The sequence below is a fragment of the Bacillus sp. FDAARGOS_1420 genome, assembly GCF_019344915.1.
Lineage (GTDB): Bacteria > Bacillota > Bacilli > Bacillales > Bacillaceae_G > Bacillus_A > Bacillus_A mycoides.
The window spans coordinates 2,975,364-2,997,296 of the sequence record NZ_JAHWJB010000002.1 but is presented as its reverse complement, the minus strand read 5'-3'; the positions used below and the strand labels follow the sequence as shown (position 1 = coordinate 2,997,296).

Annotated in this window: 17 protein-coding genes; all 17 read left to right on the top strand. The window is 36.4% G+C overall.

Annotation, left to right across the window (positions count from 1 at the left end; translation table 11 throughout):
• Positions 1-40: 40 nt before the first annotated feature.
• The 17 genes from bshC (at position 41) to sigG (ending at position 21,709) form a co-directional block, all read left to right on the top strand.
• Positions 41-1,657 carry a bacillithiol biosynthesis cysteine-adding enzyme BshC gene (gene bshC / locus I6L50_RS25420; protein ID WP_219303439.1) on the top strand — a complete coding sequence of 539 codons (1,617 nt, stop codon included), beginning with the start codon at positions 41-43 and terminating at the stop codon, positions 1,655-1,657.
• 366 nt (positions 1,658-2,023) lie between these two features.
• Positions 2,024-2,956, top strand: a complete 933-nt coding sequence (rsmH, locus tag I6L50_RS25415; protein ID WP_002014746.1) for a 16S rRNA (cytosine(1402)-N(4))-methyltransferase RsmH — start codon at positions 2,024-2,026, stop codon at positions 2,954-2,956.
• A gap of 15 nt (positions 2,957-2,971) precedes the next feature.
• A complete protein-coding gene (gene ftsL, locus I6L50_RS25410; RefSeq protein WP_002014745.1) occupies positions 2,972-3,334 on the top strand; it encodes a cell division protein FtsL in 363 nt (120 codons plus the stop codon).
• A gap of 22 nt (positions 3,335-3,356) precedes the next feature.
• The gene (locus tag I6L50_RS25405) at positions 3,357-5,507 is read left to right on the top strand and encodes a penicillin-binding protein (protein ID WP_444992219.1); all 2,151 of its coding nucleotides are present in this window, start codon (positions 3,357-3,359) and stop codon (positions 5,505-5,507) included.
• Positions 5,508-5,588: 81 nt separating this feature from the next.
• The gene (locus I6L50_RS25400) at positions 5,589-7,505 is read left to right on the top strand and encodes a stage V sporulation protein D (protein WP_002014741.1); all 1,917 of its coding nucleotides are present in this window, start codon (positions 5,589-5,591) and stop codon (positions 7,503-7,505) included.
• 210 nt (positions 7,506-7,715) lie between these two features.
• The gene (locus I6L50_RS25395) at positions 7,716-9,191 is read left to right on the top strand and encodes a UDP-N-acetylmuramoyl-L-alanyl-D-glutamate--2,6-diaminopimelate ligase (protein ID WP_219303438.1); all 1,476 of its coding nucleotides are present in this window, start codon (positions 7,716-7,718) and stop codon (positions 9,189-9,191) included.
• Between the two features lie 22 nt (positions 9,192-9,213).
• Positions 9,214-10,188 carry a phospho-N-acetylmuramoyl-pentapeptide-transferase gene (mraY, locus tag I6L50_RS25390; RefSeq protein ID WP_002014738.1) on the top strand — a complete coding sequence of 325 codons (975 nt, stop codon included), beginning with the start codon at positions 9,214-9,216 and terminating at the stop codon, positions 10,186-10,188.
• Positions 10,189-11,541 (top strand): UDP-N-acetylmuramoyl-L-alanine--D-glutamate ligase, encoded by a 1,353-nt coding sequence (gene murD, locus I6L50_RS25385; RefSeq protein ID WP_219303437.1) that lies wholly within the window; start codon positions 10,189-10,191, stop codon positions 11,539-11,541.
• An 89-nt stretch (positions 11,542-11,630) separates the two neighbouring features.
• Positions 11,631-12,722 carry a stage V sporulation protein E gene (gene spoVE, locus I6L50_RS25380; protein ID WP_002066872.1) on the top strand — a complete coding sequence of 364 codons (1,092 nt, stop codon included), beginning with the start codon at positions 11,631-11,633 and terminating at the stop codon, positions 12,720-12,722.
• A gap of 102 nt (positions 12,723-12,824) precedes the next feature.
• Positions 12,825-13,919 (top strand): undecaprenyldiphospho-muramoylpentapeptide beta-N-acetylglucosaminyltransferase, encoded by a 1,095-nt coding sequence (gene murG, locus I6L50_RS25375; RefSeq protein ID WP_002088269.1) that lies wholly within the window; start codon positions 12,825-12,827, stop codon positions 13,917-13,919.
• Positions 13,920-13,980: 61 nt separating this feature from the next.
• The gene (gene murB, locus I6L50_RS25370) at positions 13,981-14,886 is read left to right on the top strand and encodes a UDP-N-acetylmuramate dehydrogenase (RefSeq protein ID WP_002014734.1); all 906 of its coding nucleotides are present in this window, start codon (positions 13,981-13,983) and stop codon (positions 14,884-14,886) included.
• A gap of 98 nt (positions 14,887-14,984) precedes the next feature.
• Positions 14,985-15,764 carry a cell division protein DivIB gene (divIB, locus tag I6L50_RS25365; RefSeq protein WP_219303436.1) on the top strand — a complete coding sequence of 260 codons (780 nt, stop codon included), beginning with the start codon at positions 14,985-14,987 and terminating at the stop codon, positions 15,762-15,764.
• A 401-nt stretch (positions 15,765-16,165) separates the two neighbouring features.
• The gene (gene ftsA / locus I6L50_RS25360; RefSeq protein ID WP_002014731.1) at positions 16,166-17,467 is read left to right on the top strand and encodes a cell division protein FtsA; all 1,302 of its coding nucleotides are present in this window, start codon (positions 16,166-16,168) and stop codon (positions 17,465-17,467) included.
• Between the two features lie 39 nt (positions 17,468-17,506).
• On the top strand, positions 17,507-18,661 hold the full coding sequence (gene ftsZ, locus I6L50_RS25355; RefSeq protein ID WP_002066873.1) for a cell division protein FtsZ: 1,155 nt from the start codon (positions 17,507-17,509) through the stop codon (positions 18,659-18,661).
• Between the two features lie 457 nt (positions 18,662-19,118).
• Positions 19,119-20,033, top strand: a complete 915-nt coding sequence (gene spoIIGA / locus I6L50_RS25350) for a sigma-E processing peptidase SpoIIGA (protein WP_033707128.1) — start codon at positions 19,119-19,121, stop codon at positions 20,031-20,033.
• Positions 20,034-20,052: 19 nt separating this feature from the next.
• Positions 20,053-20,772, top strand: a complete 720-nt coding sequence (gene sigE, locus I6L50_RS25345) for an RNA polymerase sporulation sigma factor SigE (RefSeq protein WP_002128857.1) — start codon at positions 20,053-20,055, stop codon at positions 20,770-20,772.
• A gap of 157 nt (positions 20,773-20,929) precedes the next feature.
• On the top strand, positions 20,930-21,709 hold the full coding sequence (sigG, locus tag I6L50_RS25340) for an RNA polymerase sporulation sigma factor SigG (RefSeq protein WP_002014725.1): 780 nt from the start codon (positions 20,930-20,932) through the stop codon (positions 21,707-21,709).
• The last annotated feature ends 224 nt before the right edge of the window (positions 21,710-21,933 follow it).

The window sequence follows — 21,933 nt, the reverse complement described above, 5'->3', positions numbered from 1 at the left end:
GTGGGTTGGTGAGAGAACAGGATACGAAAGGAAGAATTATATGGAGATAAAAGAAATCTCTGTTCCACTACAAGGTGTTGTAGCGGACTATATGAACGGTAAAAAAGAGATACAGTCATGTTTTGATTATCTGTTAACAGAGGATGCTTTTAAACAGCGTTTACATGATTTACGTGAGAGAGAGTTTTTCCGTCAAGATTTAGTAACGCATTTATTAGAATATAATACACAATTGCAAGCGGGAGAATTTACAATTCAAAATATAAAAGCGCTTGAAGATGAAAATACATATGTAGTTATAGCTGGACAACAAGCAGGGTTATTAACTGGTCCGCTGTATACAGTTCATAAGATCATTTCAATTTTACAGCTTGCAAAAGAAAAAGAAGAGAGCTTAGGGGTTCGGGTTGTTCCTGTCTTTTGGATTGCTGGTGAAGACCATGATATGGATGAAATTAATCATACATTTGTAACGAAAAATAAAAAAATAAAAAAGACCATTTTTCATGATCGTTATCCGAAAAAGGCGAGTGCTTCTGAGTCTGAGTTTTCTATTGAAGACTGTAGAAAATGGGTCGAAGAGATTTTTAAAACATATCCGGAAACGAATTTTACAAAGGATGTATTACAATTTGTTGATGATGCTTTAGGTAAATCGCATACATATGTAGATTTCTTTGCGCACCTTATTACGAAAATGTTCGCAAATTCTGGTTTAATTCTTGTAGATTCACATCATCCTGCATTAAGAAAATTAGAAGTGCCGTTTTTACAACAAATTATAAGTAAATATAAAGAAATTCAAGTAGGGCTTCGTAATCAACAGGAAGTACTTAAGGAATTAGGATTTAAACCGATTATTGAAACGAAGACAAATGCAGTACATATATTTATGGAAATTGATAATGAGCGAGTATTGCTTGAAGAGAATCAAGGGAAGTTTATTGGAAAAGATGGAGTGCATTCATTTTCGTATGAAGAATTGATGGAAGAGATGGAAAGAAGTCCAGAACGTTTTAGTAATAATGTTGTAACGCGCCCTCTTATGCAAGAATATGTGTTTCCTACGTTAGCGTTTATTGGCGGTCCAGGGGAGTTAGCTTATTGGAGTGAATTGCAACAAGTGTTTCATACGGCAGGTTTCCAAATGCCACCTGTTGTTCCGCGCCTTACAATTACTTATATGGAGCGAGATATAGCGACAGATTTATATGATTTAGATTTGCAAGAAATTGATCCATTTCTAAATAATATAGATAATCTGCGTGACAATTGGCTTTCTAATCAAATAGAGGAACCGATAGACGAGCGATTTATAGAAGCGAAAAGAGAAATAATGGATATTCATACATCATTACAACAATTCGTGAAAAAAATAGATCCAGGGTTAAATGAGTTTGCTGGGAAAAATGAACTGAAAATTAATGAGCAAATTGAACTGTTAGAAAAAATGTTGAAAAGAAATGTTGAGAAGAAACATGAGGTTCAACTGAATAAATTCCGCCGTTTACAATTTGCGCTTCGTCCATTAGGAGCACCGCAAGAACGTGTGTGGAATGTTTGTTATTATTTAAATCAGTTCGGCCTTGATTTTGTTGACCGGGTAATGGAACAATCTTTTTCGTGGGATGGAAAACATCATGTAATAAAACTATAGAATCTTGCTCTTTTGAGCAGGATTTTATTTTTATTCTGTTGAATTAACTGTGAAGTGAAATATTTCTGAATTATCCATCTTATGTTAATGTAATGAATCGCTATGTATCAGGTATATATATATGACAAAATAGCACAAAATGTAAACGGATTATTATCTTTTTCGACAGGTTTTTGTTTAAATTCCCGCAAAAAATGATAAAATTTAGTATATAATAAAATAAAATAGCGATTTGTATAGCGTACTACCTTGTTGGAAGTTAAATGAGTCGTTCTTTAGTAGCATTTCATCCTCTAGTAGTAAATTGTGTTTGTAGAGTGAGAAATGTATTTAACATAATTAATTGGAAAAAGAGTAGGTGCAGCAATGTTCAAACACGTAACAGTACTTTTGAAAGAAACAGTAGATGGCTTAGATATAAAACCGAGTGGTACATATGTAGATTGTACACTGGGTGGAGGAGGACATAGTTCTTATTTACTATCTCAGCTAACAGATGGTGGAAAGTTAATAGCATTTGATCAAGATGAAATAGCGATTCAAAATGCGAAGGAAAAATTTTCTTCTTATGGTGAACAATTTGTAACAGTGAAGAGCAACTTCCGTTATTTATCTGAAAAACTACATGAATTAGGTATTACAGAAGTAGACGGGATTTTATTCGATTTAGGTGTTTCATCCCCACAATTAGATACACCAGAGCGTGGCTTTAGTTATCATCATGATGCACCGTTAGATATGCGGATGGATCAAGATGCCCCATTAACAGCATATGATGTTGTGAACAGCTGGTCATATGAACAACTCGTAAGAATTTTCTTCCAATACGGAGAAGAAAAATTTTCAAAGCAAATAACAAGGAAAATTGAAGCTTATCGCGAGAATAAGGCTATTGAAACGACAGGAGAATTAGTGGAATTAATTAAAGAAGGTATTCCAGCTCCGGCACGTAGAACAGGTGGACATCCTGCGAAGCGAGTATTTCAAGCGATTCGTATTGCTGTAAATGATGAATTAAAAGTATTTGAAGAAGCGTTGGAATCTGCAATTGATATGGTCAAGCCTGGTGGAAGAGTTAGTGTTATAACATTCCATTCTTTAGAAGATCGTATTTGTAAAACGACGTTTAAGCGAAATAGCACAACGCCGCAATTACCACAGGGACTACCGATTATTCCGGATGAATTTAAGCCGAAATTAAAGCTTATTACAAGGAAACCGATTTTACCTTCTGACATTGAATTAGAAGAAAATAATCGAGCGCGTTCTGCGAAGTTGAGAATCGCTGAAAAACGATAAAAAGGAGAGAGAGGTATGACTAATTTAGCTGTAAAGTATAAACAACAGGCGCAAGAAGAGGTACAAATTCAAGCGCCGCCACAGCAGATGGTTAAGCCAAAAGTTAAAACGAAAATTACAAGAATTGAAAAGCTATTGTACGTAACGTTTATTGGATTTTTATTATATGCCTGTGTAGCTTTTATTGGGAATAAAGCGGGCCTATATCAAGTTAATGTAGAAGCAGCGACGATAGAAGAACAAATTGTAAAAAAACAAAAGGAAAATCAAGAATTGCAGGCTGAAGTAGAGAAGTTAAGTCGTTATGAACGTATCGCTGAAGTTGCAAAAAAACACGGGCTAGAAATTAATGCGAATAACGTGAAAGGCCTAAAGTAAGGCAAATAGGTGTGAAGAAAAGATGAAGAGAAATATGACCAAATTTCATACCAATAAGGGAGCAGGTTATTTTATGATATTTTTCCTCCTGCTCTTTTTGCTGTTATTAGCCCGATTTTTTTACATACAAGTAACAGGAACAGTGGACAATCATGATTTGAAAAAACTTGCTGAGCAGAAACATAGTAAAAAAGGAGTTCTCGAAGCGAATCGAGGAACAATTTATGATCAAAATGGTCATGTACTAGCGCAAGACGCAAATTCTTATAAACTTGTAGCCGAGTTAAAAGGAGCTAACGCCGTTAAGGATAAAGAGGATACTGCAAAGAAAATCGCAGGAGTACTCGGAAAAGATGAAGATAAAATTTTAGCTACTTTAAATAAAGAAGGCAAAAGTCAAGTGGAATTTGGAACATTGGGTAAAGACTTGACGAAAGAAAAGAAAGACCAAATAGAAGCATTGAAATTGCCGGGAATATCTTTTATTACCGAAAATGCGAGAGTTTATCCAAACGGTGATTTTGCATCTTACGTCATAGGTCATGCGAAACCTGATGAAAATGGAATCTCAGTCGGTCAATTTGGCTTAGAAAAGAGTTTGGATAAATATTTAGGTGCTTCTAATGGTGAGGTAGCTTATACAGGTGACCGTAAAGGAGTATCTCTTGACGGTGGGAAAGTGAATGTAAAGGCACCTAAAAATGGAGATAATGTGTATTTAACGCTTGACCAACGTATTCAAAGTTATTTAGAAGACGCAATGAAAGAAGCGAGTAAACATTATGAACCAGAAAATTTAATAGGGATTGTTGCGGATCCGAAGACAGGGAAAATATTAGCGATGTCTAGTAAACCTAGTTATGACCCTAATGATCGTCAAATTAAATATTTCTTCAACGACGCCATTGCAAATGCGTTTGAACCGGGATCAACAATGAAGATTTTCACATTAGCGGCGGCCATTAATGAAGGTGTATACAATGGGCAAGACTTTTATCAGTCTGGTACATATCAAGTTGGTAATCGCAAAATAAAAGATCATAACGGCGGCGCCGGATGGGGTTCTATTACTTTTGATGAAGGGGTAGAGCGATCTTCAAACGTAGCGTTCGCAATTTTAGGGGATCAAAAACTTGGTCCAGAGCGTTTTCGAAAATATATTCACGGTTTTGGATTAGATGAAAAAACAAACATTGATTTATCTGGTGAAGGGTCAAATACAATTTTATTTGATCAACAAATACAACAAGTAACAACGGCATTTGGACAAGGTTCTACAGTTACACCAATTCAACTTGTACAAGCTGCAACAGCAATTGCAAATGATGGTAAAATGATGAAACCTTATACAATTGATAAAATTGTGGATCCAATAACAGGTAAAGTACAGCTAGAGCATAAACCAGAAGAAGTAGGAAAACCTGTTACCAAAGAGACAGCCGCACAAGTAAGGCAATTACTAGAACGTGTTGTTACATCACCGAAAGGAACAGGAACTGCATATAAAGTTGATGGGTATTCAGTCGGGGGGAAAACAGGTACAGCACAAATTCCTGACGGGAAAGGTGGCTATATGACGGGAAGAGAGAATTATATATTCTCATTCTTAGGTATGGCACCGATGGACGATCCGCAACTTGTTGTGTATGTGGCCGTTAAACAACCAAAATTAAAAGATGATGAAAACGGGGCTAAACCTTTAGCTGATATCTTTAAATATGTAACGAAAAATAGCTTAGAGTACTTAAAGATTAAGCCGAATGAAGTAAAAGACCCGAAAAAATATGTGAAAGAACAACAAACTGTCGTTCCAGATGTAACCGGAAAAACGATGGAAGAAGCGAAAAAAACAATTGATAAAGCAAAACTTCGTCCAATCGTATTAGGTGAAGGTAAAGTGCAGCAGCAAGTGCCAAAAGCAACTGAACAAACATTAAAGGGTGATCGAGTCTTCTTAGTAGGAGATAAGCCTACAATGCCAAATATACAGGGATGGGCACTGCGTGATGTTATGAATTTAGCAAAAACATTAAAGCTTAACTTAAAACCTTCTGGTACAGGATATGTAACGGAACAAAGTGTGGCGGAAGGGACATTGTTGCAACCTGGTACAGAATTAGGTGTAACACTCGTACCACCACTTGAACCGCAACAAGAAGCAGAAAAGCCATAATGGTAATAGGGAAGAAGTTCTAATTAAATAAGTACAAGCATATATTGGAACAAGCTAGGCGTAAGGGAGGCTTGTTCCAATATGCGTGTATCAAATGTAACAGTTAGAAAACGACTTATTTTTATACTTATATCGGGTATACTCATTTTCACCATTATCGATATTCGTCTTGGATATGTGCAATTTTTTCTTGGAAATATGTTAACGGATCGTGCGAAGGATTCATGGAGTCGTAATATTACTTTTGAACCAGAGCGAGGGAAAATTTTAGATCGAAATGGTGTGGAGCTTGCTACGAATAAAAGTGCACCGACCGTCTTTGTTGTGCCGAGGCAAATTGAAAAACCAGCAGAGACTGCAGAGAAGTTAGCTGCAGTATTAGGTGTGGAAAAAGATGATGTTTATAAGCGGATTACAAAAAAAGAATCGATTGTAAGGCTTGATAAAGGCGGAAGGAAAATATCGCATGACAAAGCGAAAGAAGTACGTGGATTAAGTTTAAAGGGTGTGTACATCGCAGAGGACTCTATCCGGTACTATCCATTCGGTAATTTTTTATCACACGTATTAGGATTTGCGGGCAGTGATAATCAAGGGCTTATGGGACTAGAGAAATATTATGATAAAGAGCTAAATGGTGATAAAGGTCATGTGCGATTTTTTGCAGACGCGAAAGGACAGAGAATGCCTAACGTTGGAGATGATTTCAAAAAACCAGAAGCCGGCTTGAATTTAGGATTAACAATTGATTCACGCATTACGAGGATTATGGAAAGAGAAATGAATATTGCGGAATCAACGTATAATCCTGACGGTATGATAGCAATTGCAATGAATCCGAAAAATGGTGAAATTTTAGGTATGTCAAGTCGACCAAGTTTTGATCCAGCAGATTTCCAAAGTGTTTCTCCGGAAGTATATAACAGAAACTTACCTGTATGGAGTACGTATGAGCCGGGGTCAACATTTAAGATTATTACATTAGCTGCAGCCTTGAATGAAAATTTAGTAGACTTAGAGAAAGATACATTTTATGATGATGGGGCAGCTGAAGTTGGTGGAGCTAGATTGCGGTGTTGGAAAGCTGGAGGCCATGGTAGCCAAACGTTTTTAGAGGTAGTTCAAAACTCTTGTAACCCAGGATTTATTGAACTCGGTGATCGGCTTGGTAAAGATCGATTGTTTAAATACATTCGCAATTTCGGGTTTGGACAGAAGACCGGAATTGATTTACAAGGTGAAGGTAGCGGGATTTTATTTAATTTAGATAAAGTTGGTCCAGTCGAGCAAGCGACGACTTCATTTGGGCAAGGTGTTTCTGTTACACCGATTCAACAAGTAGCAGCTGTAGCAGCCGCTGTAAATGGTGGAACTTTGTATCAGCCATATATAGCGAAGGAATTTATTGATCCGAAGAATAATCAAGTTGTCAGCAAAAAGACACCTGTTGCGAAAAGGGAAGTTATTTCCAAGGAAACTTCAGAGAAAGTTCGTTACGCATTAGAGAATGTTGTAGCGAAAGGTTCGGGTAAAGGGGCTTATATTGATGGATATCGTGTAGGTGGAAAAACTGGAACTGCTCAAAAGGTGAAAGATGGAAAATATTTAGATAATAACTATATTGTATCATTTATCGGTTTTGCTCCAGCTGACGATCCGCAAATTGTTGTTTATGTAGCAGTGGATAATCCAAAAGGAGTCACTCAATTTGGTGGAGTTGTAGCAGCACCTATTGTTGGGAATATTCTTCGTGACGCACTTCCTGTAATGGGAGTGGAACCGAGAAAAGAGCAAGTTGAGAAAGAATATAAATGGGGCGATACACCAACTGTGGAAGTTCCGAATTTAATTGGTATGAAAAAGAAAGATTTACAAACGCAACTTGTAGACTTGAAGCTTGATATAAGTGGTGATGGTGGGAAAGTAATTAAACAATCACCAGAAGCAGGAGCTAAAGTAAAAGAGGGTTCAAAAGTTAGAATTTACTTCGGGAATTAAAGGTAACTGATTGTGTTTTATGGTACAATTGGTGGAAGTGAGTTCTTTATAGAAAAATTGCTTTATTTGAGACGATAAGTGTCTCATTAATAAATAAATCTATTGATTAGACTATAGTAGCACTTACCTCCTATTTTTATATAACTAGGAGGTAACGTGTTACTTGCTAAAATAAGAGATAAATAAACAATGTAGAGAGGGTTTAGTGAAATGAAGTTGCATACACTTGTATCATGTTTGCATGATTTTCCAGTTGTTCCAACAGAAAATCCAGAAATAACATCTATTGAAGCGGATTCACGTAAAGTGAAAGAGGGAAGCTTATTTATATGTATGAAAGGATATACGGTTGATAGCCATGACTTTGCTAAGCAAGCAGCCGCACAAGGAGCGGCTGCTATTGTTGCGGAAAGACCAATTGATGTTGACGTTCCAGTTGTACTTGTGAAAAATACTTTTCGTTCGCTAGCGGTTTTAGCTGATTATTTTTATGGCCAACCAACACACAAGTTACATTTAATCGGTATTACAGGTACAAATGGAAAGACAACAACATCGCATATTATGGATGAAATTATGCGCGCACATGGTCATAAAACAGGGCTAATTGGAACGATTAATATGAAAATCGGTGATGAAACATTTGAGGTGAAAAATACAACACCAGATGCACTAACACTTCAACAGACATTTTCAAAAATGGTTGAACAAGGTGTGGATAGCACAGTAATGGAAGTTTCGTCTCATGCTTTAGATCTTGGCCGTGTACACGGGTGCGATTATGATGTTGCAGTATTTACGAATTTAACACAAGATCATCTAGACTATCATAAAACGATGGAAGAATATAAACATGCGAAAGGGTTGCTTTTCGCACAGCTTGGCAATAGTTATCATCATAATCGTGAAAAATACGCTATATTAAACAGTGATGATCCAGTAGCAGAAGAGTATATGAGAAGTACAGCAGCTACTGTTGTAACATATGGTATAGATGTTGCAAGCGACATTATGGCACGAGATATCGTAATGACGAGTGGCGGTACAACATTTACACTTGTAACACCGTATGAAACTGTAAATGTTACGATGAAATTAATTGGTAAGTTTAATGTATACAACGTGTTAGCTGCTACAGCAGCAGGTCTTGTTTCAGGAGTGAGCTTACAAACAATTATTGATGTAATTAAAGAGCTTGCTGGCGTTCCTGGACGTTTTGAAGCTGTTGATGGTGGACAAAATTACACAGTTATTGTTGACTATGCGCATACACCTGATAGCTTAGAGAACGTACTAAAAACAGCAAAACAATTTGCAAAAGGCGATGTATATTGTATCGTTGGTTGCGGTGGTGATAGAGATAGAACGAAAAGGCCAATAATGGCAAGTGTCGCAACCGAATATGCAACTCACGCAATTTATACATCAGATAATCCAAGAAGTGAAGATCCGAAGGCTATTTTAGATGATATGGTAAATGATGTAAATAGGGATAATTATGAAGTAATTGTCGATCGAAAAGAAGCGATACGTTCCGCTATCTCGAAAGTAAAAGCAGAAGATATTATTATTATTGCTGGTAAAGGGCATGAAACGTATCAAATTATTGGTAAAGAAGTTCATCATTTTGACGATCGTGAAGTTGCTAAAGAAGCAATCACGGAGCGTTTAAACAACGAAGTGTAACAGCGTGAGAGGAGGACTACATGTGCTTGAACAAGGTTTATTAGTAACGGCTGGGGTAGCATTCTTAATTTCTGTTGCCCTTTCGCCATTATTTATTCCATTTTTAAGAAAGCTAAAGTTCGGACAGAGTATTCGTGACGAAGGACCGAAGTCACACCAAAAGAAATCAGGGACACCAACGATGGGTGGTATTGTCATATATGTATCTATGATGGTGACTACGCTTATTATGGCGATTAAATTTAACAATTTAGGTGCAGAAGTATCATTGTTATTATTAGTTACATTTGGGTACGGATTAATCGGATTTTTAGATGACTACATAAAAGTAGTAAAGAAAAGAAATCTTGGTTTAACATCAAAACAAAAATTGATTGGTCAGCTTGTAATTGCTATTGCGTTCTTTTTAATTGGAAAAGGGCAAGCATTTCACACTTATATCATGATTCCGGGAACTGATGTTAAATTTGAATTAGGTTGGGCGTATTTTGTTCTCGTATTATTTATGCTTATTGGTGGATCAAATGCGGTTAATTTAACAGATGGTTTAGATGGTTTATTATCAGGAACAGCTGCTATTGCATTCGGAGCATTTAGTATTATTGCTGTAGCTCAAGAACAATTTGGGGTAGCGATTTTCTGTATGGCAGTTGTAGGAGCTGTACTTGGATTTTTAGTATTCAATGCGAATCCAGCGAAAGTATTTATGGGGGATACAGGTTCTCTAGCTTTAGGTGGTGCTATCGCAGCTGTAGCGATTTTGTTAAAACAAGAATTGTTACTCGTTATTATTGGCGGTGTATTCGTAGCGGAAACTTTATCTGTTATTATCCAAGTTATTTCGTTCAAAACAACAGGAAAGCGTGTCTTTAAAATGAGTCCATTACATCATCATTATGAATTATGTGGTTGGTCAGAGTGGCGCGTTGTTGTAACGTTTTGGTCTGTAGGATTTTTATTAGCTGTGCTAGGAATTTATATCGGGGTGTGGATGTAATTGAAAACTGTAACTGAATATCAAAATAAAAATGTTCTTGTATTAGGTATTGCTAAAAGTGGTTATGCAGCAGCTACTTTATTAAAAAAATTAGGGGCAAACGTCATTGTAAATGACGGGAAACCATTAGCGGGTAATGTGCTTGCAGCTGAGTTACAAGCGGAAGGAATGGATGTTGTATGTGGTGGGCATCCATTAGAATTGCTGGAGAGAAACATTTCACTTGTCGTAAAAAATCCAGGAATTCCATATTCTAATCCACTCTTAGTGGCGGCGAAAGAAAAACAAATTCCAATTGTAACTGAGGTTGAATTAGCATATTCCATTTCAGTAGCACCGTTTGTTGGGATTACGGGATCTAACGGTAAAACAACAACGACAATGTTAACGTTTGAAATGTTAAAAGAAGGACAAAAGTACCCAGTTATTGCGGGGAATATAGGTACTGTAGCTTGTGAAGTTGCACAATTGGCGAAGGAAAATGAAGTTGTCGTTACGGAACTTTCATCGTTTCAATTGATGGGAGTGGAATCGTTCCAACCAAAAATTGCAGCCTTTTTAAATTTATTTGAAGCGCATTTAGATTATCACGGGACGAAGAAAGAGTATGGTTTGGCGAAAGCGAATATTTTCAAAAACCAAACTGAAACAGATTATAGTATAATTAACGCAGATGATGCAGATGTCATGGCGTTATCGGCATATAGTAAAGGAAAGAAAGTATTATTTTCGGCGACGAAAATAATTGAAGATGGTGCGTATATAAAAGATAACGCTCTTTATTTTAAAGGCGAAAAAGTAGTTAAAGTAAGTGATATTGTTTTACCTGGTAAGCACAATTTAGAAAATATTTTAGCAGCAATGAGTATTGCTAAATTATTAGGTGTTTCTAATGAAGCAATTACTGCTGTGTTAAAAAGTTTTACAGGTGTAAAACATCGCTTAGAATATGTAACAACGATTAATAATCGTAAATTTTATAATGATTCAAAAGCGACGAATATGCTAGCGACAGAAAAAGCATTATCTGCATTTACACAACCGATTGTATTATTGGCTGGTGGACTTGATCGTGGTAATGAATTTGATGATTTAATTCCATACTTTAAACATGTCAAAGCGATTGTGACATTTGGACAAACTGCACCAAAATTAGTAAGAGCGGCAGAAAAAGCAGGATTAGATGTAATTGAAAGTGTCGATACTTTAGATGATGCAGTAGTGAAGGCGTATGCTCATTCTACCGATGGTGATGTTATTCTTCTTTCACCAGCATGTGCAAGCTGGGATCAATTTAAAACATTTGAAGAAAGAGGAGACATTTTTATACAAGCTGTGCATAAACTTATATAAAGTAAATCAAAACATCAGTAGGCTAACACCTACTGATGTTTTGTTACATAGGGCAAAGGTTCTGCCCAAAGAGGTGGTGTTCATGGGTAATGAAGAAAACGCCTGATTTTATTCTCATCATCGTTACACTTGCATTGTTAACAATTGGAATGATTATGGTTTATAGTGCGAGTGCGGTTTGGGCCTCTTATAAAATGGGGGATTCATTCTTTTTTGCAAAAAGGCAATTGTTATTTGCAAGTCTTGGGGTAGTAGCTATGTTTTCTCTCATGAAAATTGATTATTGGGTGTGGCGTACGTATTCAAAAGTAATTTTACTAGTTTGTTTCGTTCTTCTTATTCTCGTTCTTATTCCTGGAGTAGGTCTCGTTCGTGGAGGGGCGCGAAGTTGGATTGGAATCGGAGCATTTTCTATCCAACCGTCAGAGTTTATGAAATTCGCGATGATTATTTTCTTAGCAAAATTTTTAGCGGAACGACAAAAATTAATTACATCTTTTAAACGAGGTTTACTACCGGCTCTTAGTTTTGTATTTCTTGCTTTTGGGATAATTATGTTACAGCCAGATCTTGGTACGGGAACGGTAATGGTTGGGACATGTATTATTATGATATTCATTTCGGGAGCAAGGGTCTTTCACTTTGCAATGTTTGGTTTGCTTGGTGCAGCGGGATTTGTAGGGTTAATCGCATCAGCACCATATCGAATGAAACGCATTACATCATATTTAGATCCGTGGTCGGATCCGCTCGGAAGTGGATTTCAAATTATCCAATCGTTACTCGCAATTGGACCTGGTGGTTTATTTGGGCTTGGACTTGGACAAAGTAGACAAAAATTTCTTTATTTACCTGAACCACAAACAGACTTTATATTTGCGATCTTATCCGAGGAATTAGGTTTTATTGGTGGTTCATTTGTGTTATTATTATTTAGTCTATTATTATGGCGCGGGATTCGTATAGCATTAGGAGCGCCAGATTTATATGGTACGTTTTTAGCAGTAGGTATTGTGGCGATGATTGCGATTCAAGTAATGATTAATGTTGGTGTTGTAACAGGACTGATGCCTGTTACGGGTATTACTTTGCCATTTTTAAGTTATGGTGGATCAAGTTTGACCTTAATGTTAATGGCAGTAGGTGTATTATTGAATATAAGTCGCCATTCTCGCTATTAAACCCTGTTTAAAAGACAGGGTTTTTCGTGTGTGTGTGAAAATGCAATATGTATATAGAAATAAATACGATTGAATAAGAACAGAGAAGTGGAGGAATCAGTAGTGCGAGTATTAGTAAGTGGTGGGGGTACTGGAGGACATATTTATCCAGCTCTTGCTTTAATTAGAGAAATAAAAAAACTAAATCCTGAAGCAAGATTTTTATACATTGGTACAGAGAATGGATTAGAGAGTACCATCGTACCGAAAGCGGGTATTCCGTTCCAGTCTATTGTTATAAGTGGATTTAAACGAAAAATATCTCTTGATAATGTAAAAACAGTGATGCGTTTCCTAAAAGGTGTTCAAGATAGTAAACGATATATTCGTCGTTTTAACCCTGATATTGTGATTGGTACGGGTGGATACGTATGTGGGCCAGTTGTATATGCTGCGGCTAAATTAGGTATTCCGACTATTGTCCATGAACAAAATAGTGTACCTGGTGTAACGAATAAATTTTTAAGTCGTTATGTCGATAAAGTTGCAGTTTGTTTTGAAGCAGCTGCAGAACATTTTCCACAGTCAAAAGTGGTTATGACAGGTAATCCACGTGCATCAGAAGTAATGGACCAAAATGGAATGAAAGGAAAACGTTCGGTAGGACTATCCCTTTCTAAAAAATCCGTGCTTATTTTTGGTGGGAGCCGCGGGGCTAGACCGATTAACGATGCTTTTGTAGAAGCGATTGAACAATTTGGGAATAAAAGTTACGAAGTATTATATGTAACAGGCGAAGTACATTATGATAAAGTTATGGAAGCCGTGAAACAAAAAGGGAATCCGAATAATGTTATTATTAAACCTTTTATTCATAATATGCCAGAGGTACTGACGGGTGTAGATCTTGTTGTTTCAAGGGCAGGGGCTACAACGCTTGCAGAATTAACAGCGTTAGGAAAACCGAGTGTATTAATTCCAAGTCCGTACGTAACAAATAACCATCAAGAAAAAAATGCACGATCAGTTGTTGATAAAGGAGCAGCTAAAATGCTACTTGAAAAAGATTTAACATCTGAAACGCTTATTCGTGACATTGATGAGATTTTATTGGATACACAAACATTACAAAATATGAAACTGGCTACTAAGCAACTTGGTATTCCAGATGCAGCAAATAAGCTATATGAAGTAATGAACAAGCTTATTAAAAAATAACATTAGGTGAACGCCCTGCATATTACTGTAATAAGGAGACTTGATATGGGGGAGATTGTCTATGGAACAATTAGTAAAAGAGCTTTTAGAAGCAAATGTTGGTCGCGTGTTAGTTAATGAACCGTTAGCGCGTTACACGACTATGAAAATAGGCGGACCAGCTGATATTTTAATTGTACCAAAGCATGTTGCTGGTATTGAGAAGACTCTAGAGTTAGTAAAGAAGTACAAGACAGGGTGGACTGCAATTGGTCGTGGTTCAAATCTTCTCGTATCTGATCAAGGTATAGAAGGTGTGGTTATTCGTTTAGGAGAAGGATTAGACCATTTAGAAGTCGAAAAACATAGAGTAAGAGTCGGTGCTGGATATCCCCTTATTAAATTGTCAACTTTACTTAGTCGACAGGGATTAGCGGGCCTGGAATTTGCAAGTGGTATTCCAGGAAGTGTTGGCGGTGCAGTGTATATGAATGCAGGCGCTCATAAGTCCGACATATCGAGTGTATTAACGAAAGCTCGTATTTTGTTTGACAATGGAACAATTAATTGGTTGACGAATACCGAAATGGGCTTTTCTTATCGCACATCTGTATTGCAAATGAAACGCCCTGGTATTGTTTTGGAAGCTGAATTCCAATTGGAGGTAGGCGAACGCGAGGGAATTGTAAGAAGCATGCAAAAGAATAAAGAGTATCGCCGTGAAACGCAGCCTTGGAATCACCCTTGTGCAGGAAGTATATTTCGAAATCCAGTCCCCTATTTTGCAGGAGATTTAATAGAAAAATCAGGGCTTCGTGGTTATACAATAGGTGGAGCTCAAATTTCTGAAATGCATGGGAATTTTATTGTTAATACTGGTGTGGCATCAGCGCAAGATGTATTAGACTTAATCGCATTGGTAAAGCGTACAATTAAAGATAAATTTGGTGTTGATATGCATACAGAAGTAGAAATAATTGGAAGATAACGGTTGTTCGTTCCGCTCATTATCATTTATGTTATAATAAGAAGATAAGAACGGCATGAGGAACATGCCGTTCTTTATGTTACATAGGGGGATCGTACATGAAAAATAGTAAAGTGATTAAACTACAAGATCGTGTACCAAAATTAAAGAATCAAAATAAAAAAAATAAGAAACCTGTTAATCATCGGTTAATTTTATACATATCGATTTTATTTTTATTAGTACTCTTTTTAATTTATTTTCGGTCTCCGCTTAGTAATATAAAAAAGATAAGTGTCTTTGGAAATCATTATATGACAGATGAACAAGTTATGAAGGAATCAGGTGTGACATATGATACGAGTTATTTCCGAGTAACAGCACATAAAGCAGAAGAAAACTTAACGAAACGAAAAGAAATTAAAGAGGTAAATGTAAAAAAACGTTTCCCAAACAAAATTGATGTTCATATCGAAGAATATTTAACAATTGGCTATATAAACAAAGATGGGAAATTACAACCGTTATTAGAAAATGGGAAAACACTCGATGTACTTCCGAACGGAAAGCTTCCAGTTGCAGCACCAATTTTTGAACCATTTAAAGAGGAAAAAATGAAGGAATTAATTGCAGAACTAGAAAAATTAACGCCAACTATTTTAAGGTCTATTTCTGAAATTCGTTATACACCAACGAATGCAAATGAAGATCATCTTACTTTATATATGAATGAAGGATATGAAGTGAGCACCACTATTCAAAATTTCGCAAAGCGAATGGAAGCTTATCCACTTATTTTAAAAACAATTGAACCTGGTAAGAAGGTTTTAATTGACTTAGAAGTGGGTGCATATACGAAGGAACTAGGTGCTGAAGAAAAGAAAGAAAAGAAAGAATAGAATGATAGTTTTTACTGCGTTATTACGTATGAAATGAAACAAACGTTCTTTTATATGGATGCTAATTTGCAAGAATGCTTAATTTGATGAAAAAAATGTAAATTTTCTTAGATTCATACTAGGATTGGTACAAGTTTCACTTTTCTACAAGTACATCTTAGTGTAGACTTATACTTGGCGGTAATCTTTACACTTGAAATATAATTATTTCAAGATAGAGCAGTTATTTACAGGTTACTGCGATATTCTTAAATGAATGTTAAATAAAAATAAGAAAAATATAGGGTTAAAAAAGGGAAACGTATAAAGACGTTGAATATTTTTCTTATAAATAGTAAAGTTGCGATTGTTGTTCCATATATTGAGTTGTATGGTATAAATAAAGAAGGAGGTGCCAAAGAATGAACAGCAATGAAATATATGTTAGTCTTGACATCGGTACATCCAATGTTAAAGTCATCATTGGTGAAATGGTTAATGATAGCTTAAACATTATTGGTGTTGGAAACGTAAAATCAAATGGTTTGAAAAAGGGATCGATAGTTGATATAGATGAAACTGTTCGATCAATTAAAAAAGCAATTGAACAAGCTGAGCGCATGGTGGGTATCCACATTGAGCAAGTTGTAGTAGGTGTCAATGCAAACCAGGTACAGTTGCTCCCGTGTCACGGAGTAGTCGCTGTTTCAAATGAAGATCGTGAAATCGGGAATGAAGATGTCTTACGCGTTCTAGATGCAGCGCAAGTTGTGTCAATTGCTCCTGAACGTGAATTTATTGATGTGGTACCTCGACAGTTCATTGTAGACGGTCTTGACGAGATTAACGATCCACGCGGGATGATTGGTGTAAGATTAGAAATGGAAGGTACACTTATTACAGGCTCGAGAACTTTACTACATAACCTACTTCGTTGTGTAGAAAAAGCAGGTCTTGAAATTGTTGATATTTGTCTGCAACCTTTAGCGGCAGCGACAGTTGCGTTATCTTCGGATGAAAGAAATAGAGGGGTAGCACTTGTTGATATGGGTGGAGGATCTACAACCTTATCTATTTTTAAAGATGGAGAGTTGCAAGCAACGAGCGTATTGCCATTAGGTGGAGATCATATAACGAAGGATATAGCGATTGGGCTGAAAACTTCAACAGAAAATGCAGATCAAATTAAGCTGAAATATGGACATGCTTTTTATGATACAGCATCTGAAGAAGAGATGTTTACGGTTCCTATTATGGGAAGCGATCAAACAGAACAATATTCTCAGTTGGAATTATCGGATATAATAGAGGCTCGTGTAGAGGAAATTTTAATGTTTGTTCAAGATGAAGTGCATAAGTTAGGAGTAAAGCAAGCTGCTTCTGGATATGTACTAACTGGTGGGATAGCTTCTATGCCAGGTGTTCTTGATCTTGCATACGATATTTTACATGAAAATGTTCGTATAGCAACTCCTGATTATATTGGTGTTCGTGAGCCTCAATATACAAGTGGAGTTGGATTAATTAAACATTCTTATCAAAAAGCTAAATTACGTGGGAAAAATGTGCAGGAAAAGCAAGAACATTTTGAACCAGTACCAGCACCAATGCCGGTACAACAGCAACCTGCGAAACAAAAAACTCGTAATCAAAACAATACTAATCAAAATGATGACCGCATGATGTCAAAAGTAAAACGTGCATTCCGTTATTTATGGGATTAAAATTGGACACGAAAAATGAGGTTCTAGGGGGATTTCGACATGTTAGAGTTTGATACTACTCAAGATCAATTAGCGAATATAAAAGTTATCGGTGTCGGCGGTGGCGGAAACAATGCTGTAAACCGTATGATTGAACACGGTGTACAAGGTGTAGACTTTATCGCTGTGAATACTGATGCACAAGCATTAAATCTATCAAAAGCTGAAACGAAAATGCAAATTGGTGGAAAATTAACGCGTGGACTTGGTGCAGGCGCAAACCCTGAAGTAGGGAAAAAAGCTGCAGAAGAAAGTAAAGAACAGATTCAAGAAGCGCTTCGTGGCGCGGATATGGTCTTCGTAACTGCTGGTATGGGCGGCGGAACTGGAACTGGTGCAGCTCCAGTTGTTGCTCAAGTTGCAAAAGAACTAGGCGCGTTAACAGTTGGTGTTGTAACACGTCCATTTACATTTGAAGGGCGTAAACGTGCAACTCAAGCTGCATCTGGTATTGCGTCATTTAAAGAAAATGTAGATACACTTATCGTAATTCCAAATGATCGCTTATTAGAGATTGTTGATAAAAATACGCCAATGTTAGAAGCGTTCCGTGAAGCAGATAACGTATTACGTCAAGGTGTTCAAGGTATTTCTGATTTAATTGCTACACCAGGTCTAATTAACTTAGACTTTGCAGACGTAAAAACAATTATGTCTAATAGAGGTTCTGCTTTAATGGGTATCGGTTCTGGTAATGGTGAAAATCGTGCTGCTGAAGCTGCGAAAAAAGCGATTTCTAGTCCATTACTAGAAACATCTATTGATGGAGCTCAAGGTGTTATTATGAACATTACGGGCGGCGCAAACTTAAGTTTATATGAAGTACAAGAAGCAGCAGACATTGTAGCTTCAGCTTCGGATCCAGAAGTAAATATGATCTTCGGTTCTGTTATTAATGAAGGATTAAAAGATGATATCGTTGTCACTGTAATTGCAACTGGTTTTGATGATAGTGCTTCGACACAACCACCAAAACCAATTATCCGTCCGACTGCGAATCACACGCAACAGCAACAACAGCCAGTAGCTCAACCTTCAAAACAACGTGAAGTTAAGCGTGAAATGAAACGTGAAGAGCCGGTTATGCATGATCGTCATACAGATTCAGATGACATCGATATTCCAGCATTCTTACGTAACCGTCGTAGACGATAAAAGAAAAGGAGCTTTCATGCTCCTTTTTTTTGTTGTCTAAATGGAAAAGATCTGCTAAGCAGATCTTTTTTTATTATTTTGCATATGGAGAGCCCAGTCCTATTTTTAAGCCATAAGCTGTGATAAATAAATTGAAACTTTAATTAATCGGGGGTGTTCATCCGAAAATGATTGTTAGCCCGACTCTCACTTAACTTCTGTACTTTTTTATAGTTGAATTTTGAGGCAGGGTCTTACTGTCCGCAAATAGCAAGATAAACTTTGTATATATATAATTCAATTATTATGTATACAAGTAAGAAATTTATATTATTCTATGAAAAATACATTTTTATTTTTTACCGACAGATTATGTCTAGAAATCACAAAATAACAAAAAAACCCCTCCACCAATTGACACACTTTCCTATTGGATATGCATTATACTAGTCTCAACTCAAAAAAAGAGGTGAATTGTTTGGTTGTTTACGCCGACATTGTTTGGTTGTTAAACGCCTGCATTGATTTTCTTTTACTTTTATTAACAGCCACCGTGTTAAAAAAGAGAATCAAAAGATGGAGGCTTGTGTTAGGGGCATTTATAGGTTCAACTATTGTTATTTTCGCCTTTACGCCTTTTGCTTCTATGATGACACATCCAATTATGAAACTATTGTACTCGTTACTTATTGTGTATACAGCATTTGGGTTTTCGACATTTAGAAATTATACACAAACTGTTTTTACTTTCTATTTTGTAACCTTTATGGTTGGTGGAGGATTAATTGGAACGCATTACTTTTTGCAAACGAACGAAATGGTAAATGGGTTAGTTCAATCTAAATCAGTTTCTTACGGTGATCCAATTAGTTGGTTGTTTGTTATTTTTGGTTTTCCAGTAATTTATTATTTTTCTAAAAAGCGTATAGAAAGCGTAGAGGTCACAAAGATACACTATGATCAAATCGTGAAAGTGAAAATTCAATTAGCTGGAGAGGAACTAGAACTAGCAGGTCTAATTGATAGTGGGAACCAACTTTATGACCCGTTAACGAAAACACCCGTTATGATTATGCATATTTCATCATTAGAACATTGTTTGCCAGCTTGGTTAACAGAACAAATTTATTCCAAAACAGAAATTCCTCAAATACCAGAAAATGATTCTGGGTGGGCGACGAAACTACGTTTAATTCCTTTCCGAGCAGTAGGAGTAGAGAATCAATTTTTATGGGCAATTAAGCCAGATTGTGTGCAAGTTCATCATGAAGGTTTGGTTGTTGTAAACAAAGTACTGATTGGATTAAATACACAACAATTATCTACCAATGGAGAGTATCAATGCATTGTACATCCGAAAATGTTGATTTCGCAAAAGATGGTAATTGCTTAATTATGAGAGGCGGGATAATATGGTGAAATTTAAATTTTATTTGGTATACCTTTGGTATAAAGTATTGCTGAAATTAGGAATTAAGACCGATGAAATTTATTATATTGGTGGAAGTGAAGCGTTGCCACCGCCGTTAACGAAAGAAGAAGAGGCAGTTCTTTTGAATAAATTACCAAATGGAGATCAAGCTGCGAGGTCGATGCTTATTGAACGTAACCTAAGGCTTGTTGTATATATAGCAAGAAAATTTGAAAATACAGGGATCAATATTGAGGATTTGATTAGTATAGGAACAATTGGTCTTATTAAGGCAGTGAATACATTTAATCCAGAAAAGAAAATTAAATTAGCAACATATGCATCTCGTTGTATAGAAAATGAAATTTTAATGCATTTGCGTCGAAATAATAAAAATCGTTCGGAAGTTTCTTTTGATGAACCGCTTAACATTGATTGGGACGGAAATGAACTGTTATTATCAGATGTTTTAGGTACAGATGATGACATTATTACAAAAGATTTAGAAGCTACTGTAGATCGTCATCTTTTAATGAAAGCATTGCATCAATTAAATGATCGTGAAAAACAAATTATGGAGCTTCGGTTTGGACTCGCTGGTGGCGAAGAGAAGACACAAAAAGATGTGGCTGATATGCTTGGGATTTCACAGTCTTATATTTCTCGTTTGGAAAAAAGAATTATAAAAAGATTACGAAAAGAATTTAATAAAATGGTGTGAAGAATAAGACCAGTCGGTATCTAGACTGGTCTTATTCTTTTTTTGTGCATTAGGAAATATGATATTTGTGAAAAATGATGGAAAAACCGTATGCATAAAATCCCCTTCAAAGGAAATACTTTACACTGTACAGCAACTCCCGATAGGAGGGAACACTTTGACGAGAAACAAAGTAGAAATTTGCGGTGTTGATACAGCTAAACTTCCAGTACTAAAAAATGAAGAGATGCGTAAATTATTTCGTGAAATGCAAAGTGGAGAGATAAGCGCCAGAGAGAAATTAGTGAATGGAAACTTACGTCTTGTACTGAGCGTCATCCAAAGATTTAATAACAGAGGAGAATATGTTGATGATTTATTTCAAGTTGGTTGCATTGGACTTATGAAATCCATTGATAACTTTGATTTAGGTCAAAATGTAAAGTTTTCAACGTATGCTGTGCCGATGATTATTGGAGAAATACGCAGATATTTGCGTGATAACAATCCAATTCGTGTATCTCGCTCATTACGAGATATTGCGTATAAAGCGTTGCAAGTAAGAGAAAAATTGATTGCTGAAAATTCAAAAGAACCAACAGCAATGGATATTGCGAAAGTTCTTGAAGTGACACATGAAGAAATTGTTTTTGCGTTAGATGCTATTCAAGACCCAGTTTCATTATTTGAACCGATTTATAACGATGGAGGAGATCCTATCTTTGTTATGGATCAATTAAAGGATGAAAAACAAAAGGACGAGCAGTGGGTTGAAGAACTAGCGTTGAAAGAAGGGATGAAGCGTTTAAATGATCGTGAGAAAATGATTATTCGAAAACGGTTCTTCCAAGGAAAGACACAGATGGAAGTTGCCGAAGAAATTGGGATTTCTCAAGCACAAGTATCACGTTTGGAGAAGTCTGCTATTAAGCAAATGAATAAGACGATTCAAGGATAAGGTCCTCACCAGCTATGGTGAGGCCTTTTTTATATATAATATTTTGCGCTCATAGTAGAGTGGGGAGGTTCATATAATGAAAATAAAATGGATGTTCTATTAGTAGCGGTTATATACTGTTTATCCACTTCAAAATTCGGCTGAAGTAAGAAGAGCCGGAGCTACCCGTAAAAATCCGATTAGCATGGACTAATAATCAGTAGGGATGGGGAAAATCCCACTGA

What these genes read in the sequence shown, in the direction of transcription:
- divIB (WP_219303436.1), top strand. Translation starts at nt 14,985, where the DNA reads ATGAAAAATAGTAAAGTGATTAAACTACAAGATCGTGTACCAAAATTA.
- I6L50_RS25405 (WP_444992219.1), top strand. Translation starts at nt 3,357, where the DNA reads ATGAAGAGAAATATGACCAAATTTCATACCAATAAGGGAGCAGGTTAT.
- bshC (WP_219303439.1), top strand. Translation starts at nt 41, where the DNA reads ATGGAGATAAAAGAAATCTCTGTTCCACTACAAGGTGTTGTAGCGGAC.
- murB (WP_002014734.1), top strand. Translation starts at nt 13,981, where the DNA reads ATGGAACAATTAGTAAAAGAGCTTTTAGAAGCAAATGTTGGTCGCGTG.
- sigE (WP_002128857.1), top strand. Translation starts at nt 20,053, where the DNA reads ATGGTGAAATTTAAATTTTATTTGGTATACCTTTGGTATAAAGTATTG.
- I6L50_RS25400 (WP_002014741.1), top strand. Translation starts at nt 5,589, where the DNA reads ATGCGTGTATCAAATGTAACAGTTAGAAAACGACTTATTTTTATACTT.
- I6L50_RS25395 (WP_219303438.1), top strand. Translation starts at nt 7,716, where the DNA reads ATGAAGTTGCATACACTTGTATCATGTTTGCATGATTTTCCAGTTGTT.
- ftsA (WP_002014731.1), top strand. Translation starts at nt 16,166, where the DNA reads ATGAACAGCAATGAAATATATGTTAGTCTTGACATCGGTACATCCAAT.
- ftsZ (WP_002066873.1), top strand. Translation starts at nt 17,507, where the DNA reads ATGTTAGAGTTTGATACTACTCAAGATCAATTAGCGAATATAAAAGTT.
- spoVE (WP_002066872.1), top strand. Translation starts at nt 11,631, where the DNA reads ATGAAGAAAACGCCTGATTTTATTCTCATCATCGTTACACTTGCATTG.
- ftsL (WP_002014745.1), top strand. Translation starts at nt 2,972, where the DNA reads ATGACTAATTTAGCTGTAAAGTATAAACAACAGGCGCAAGAAGAGGTA.
- rsmH (WP_002014746.1), top strand. Translation starts at nt 2,024, where the DNA reads ATGTTCAAACACGTAACAGTACTTTTGAAAGAAACAGTAGATGGCTTA.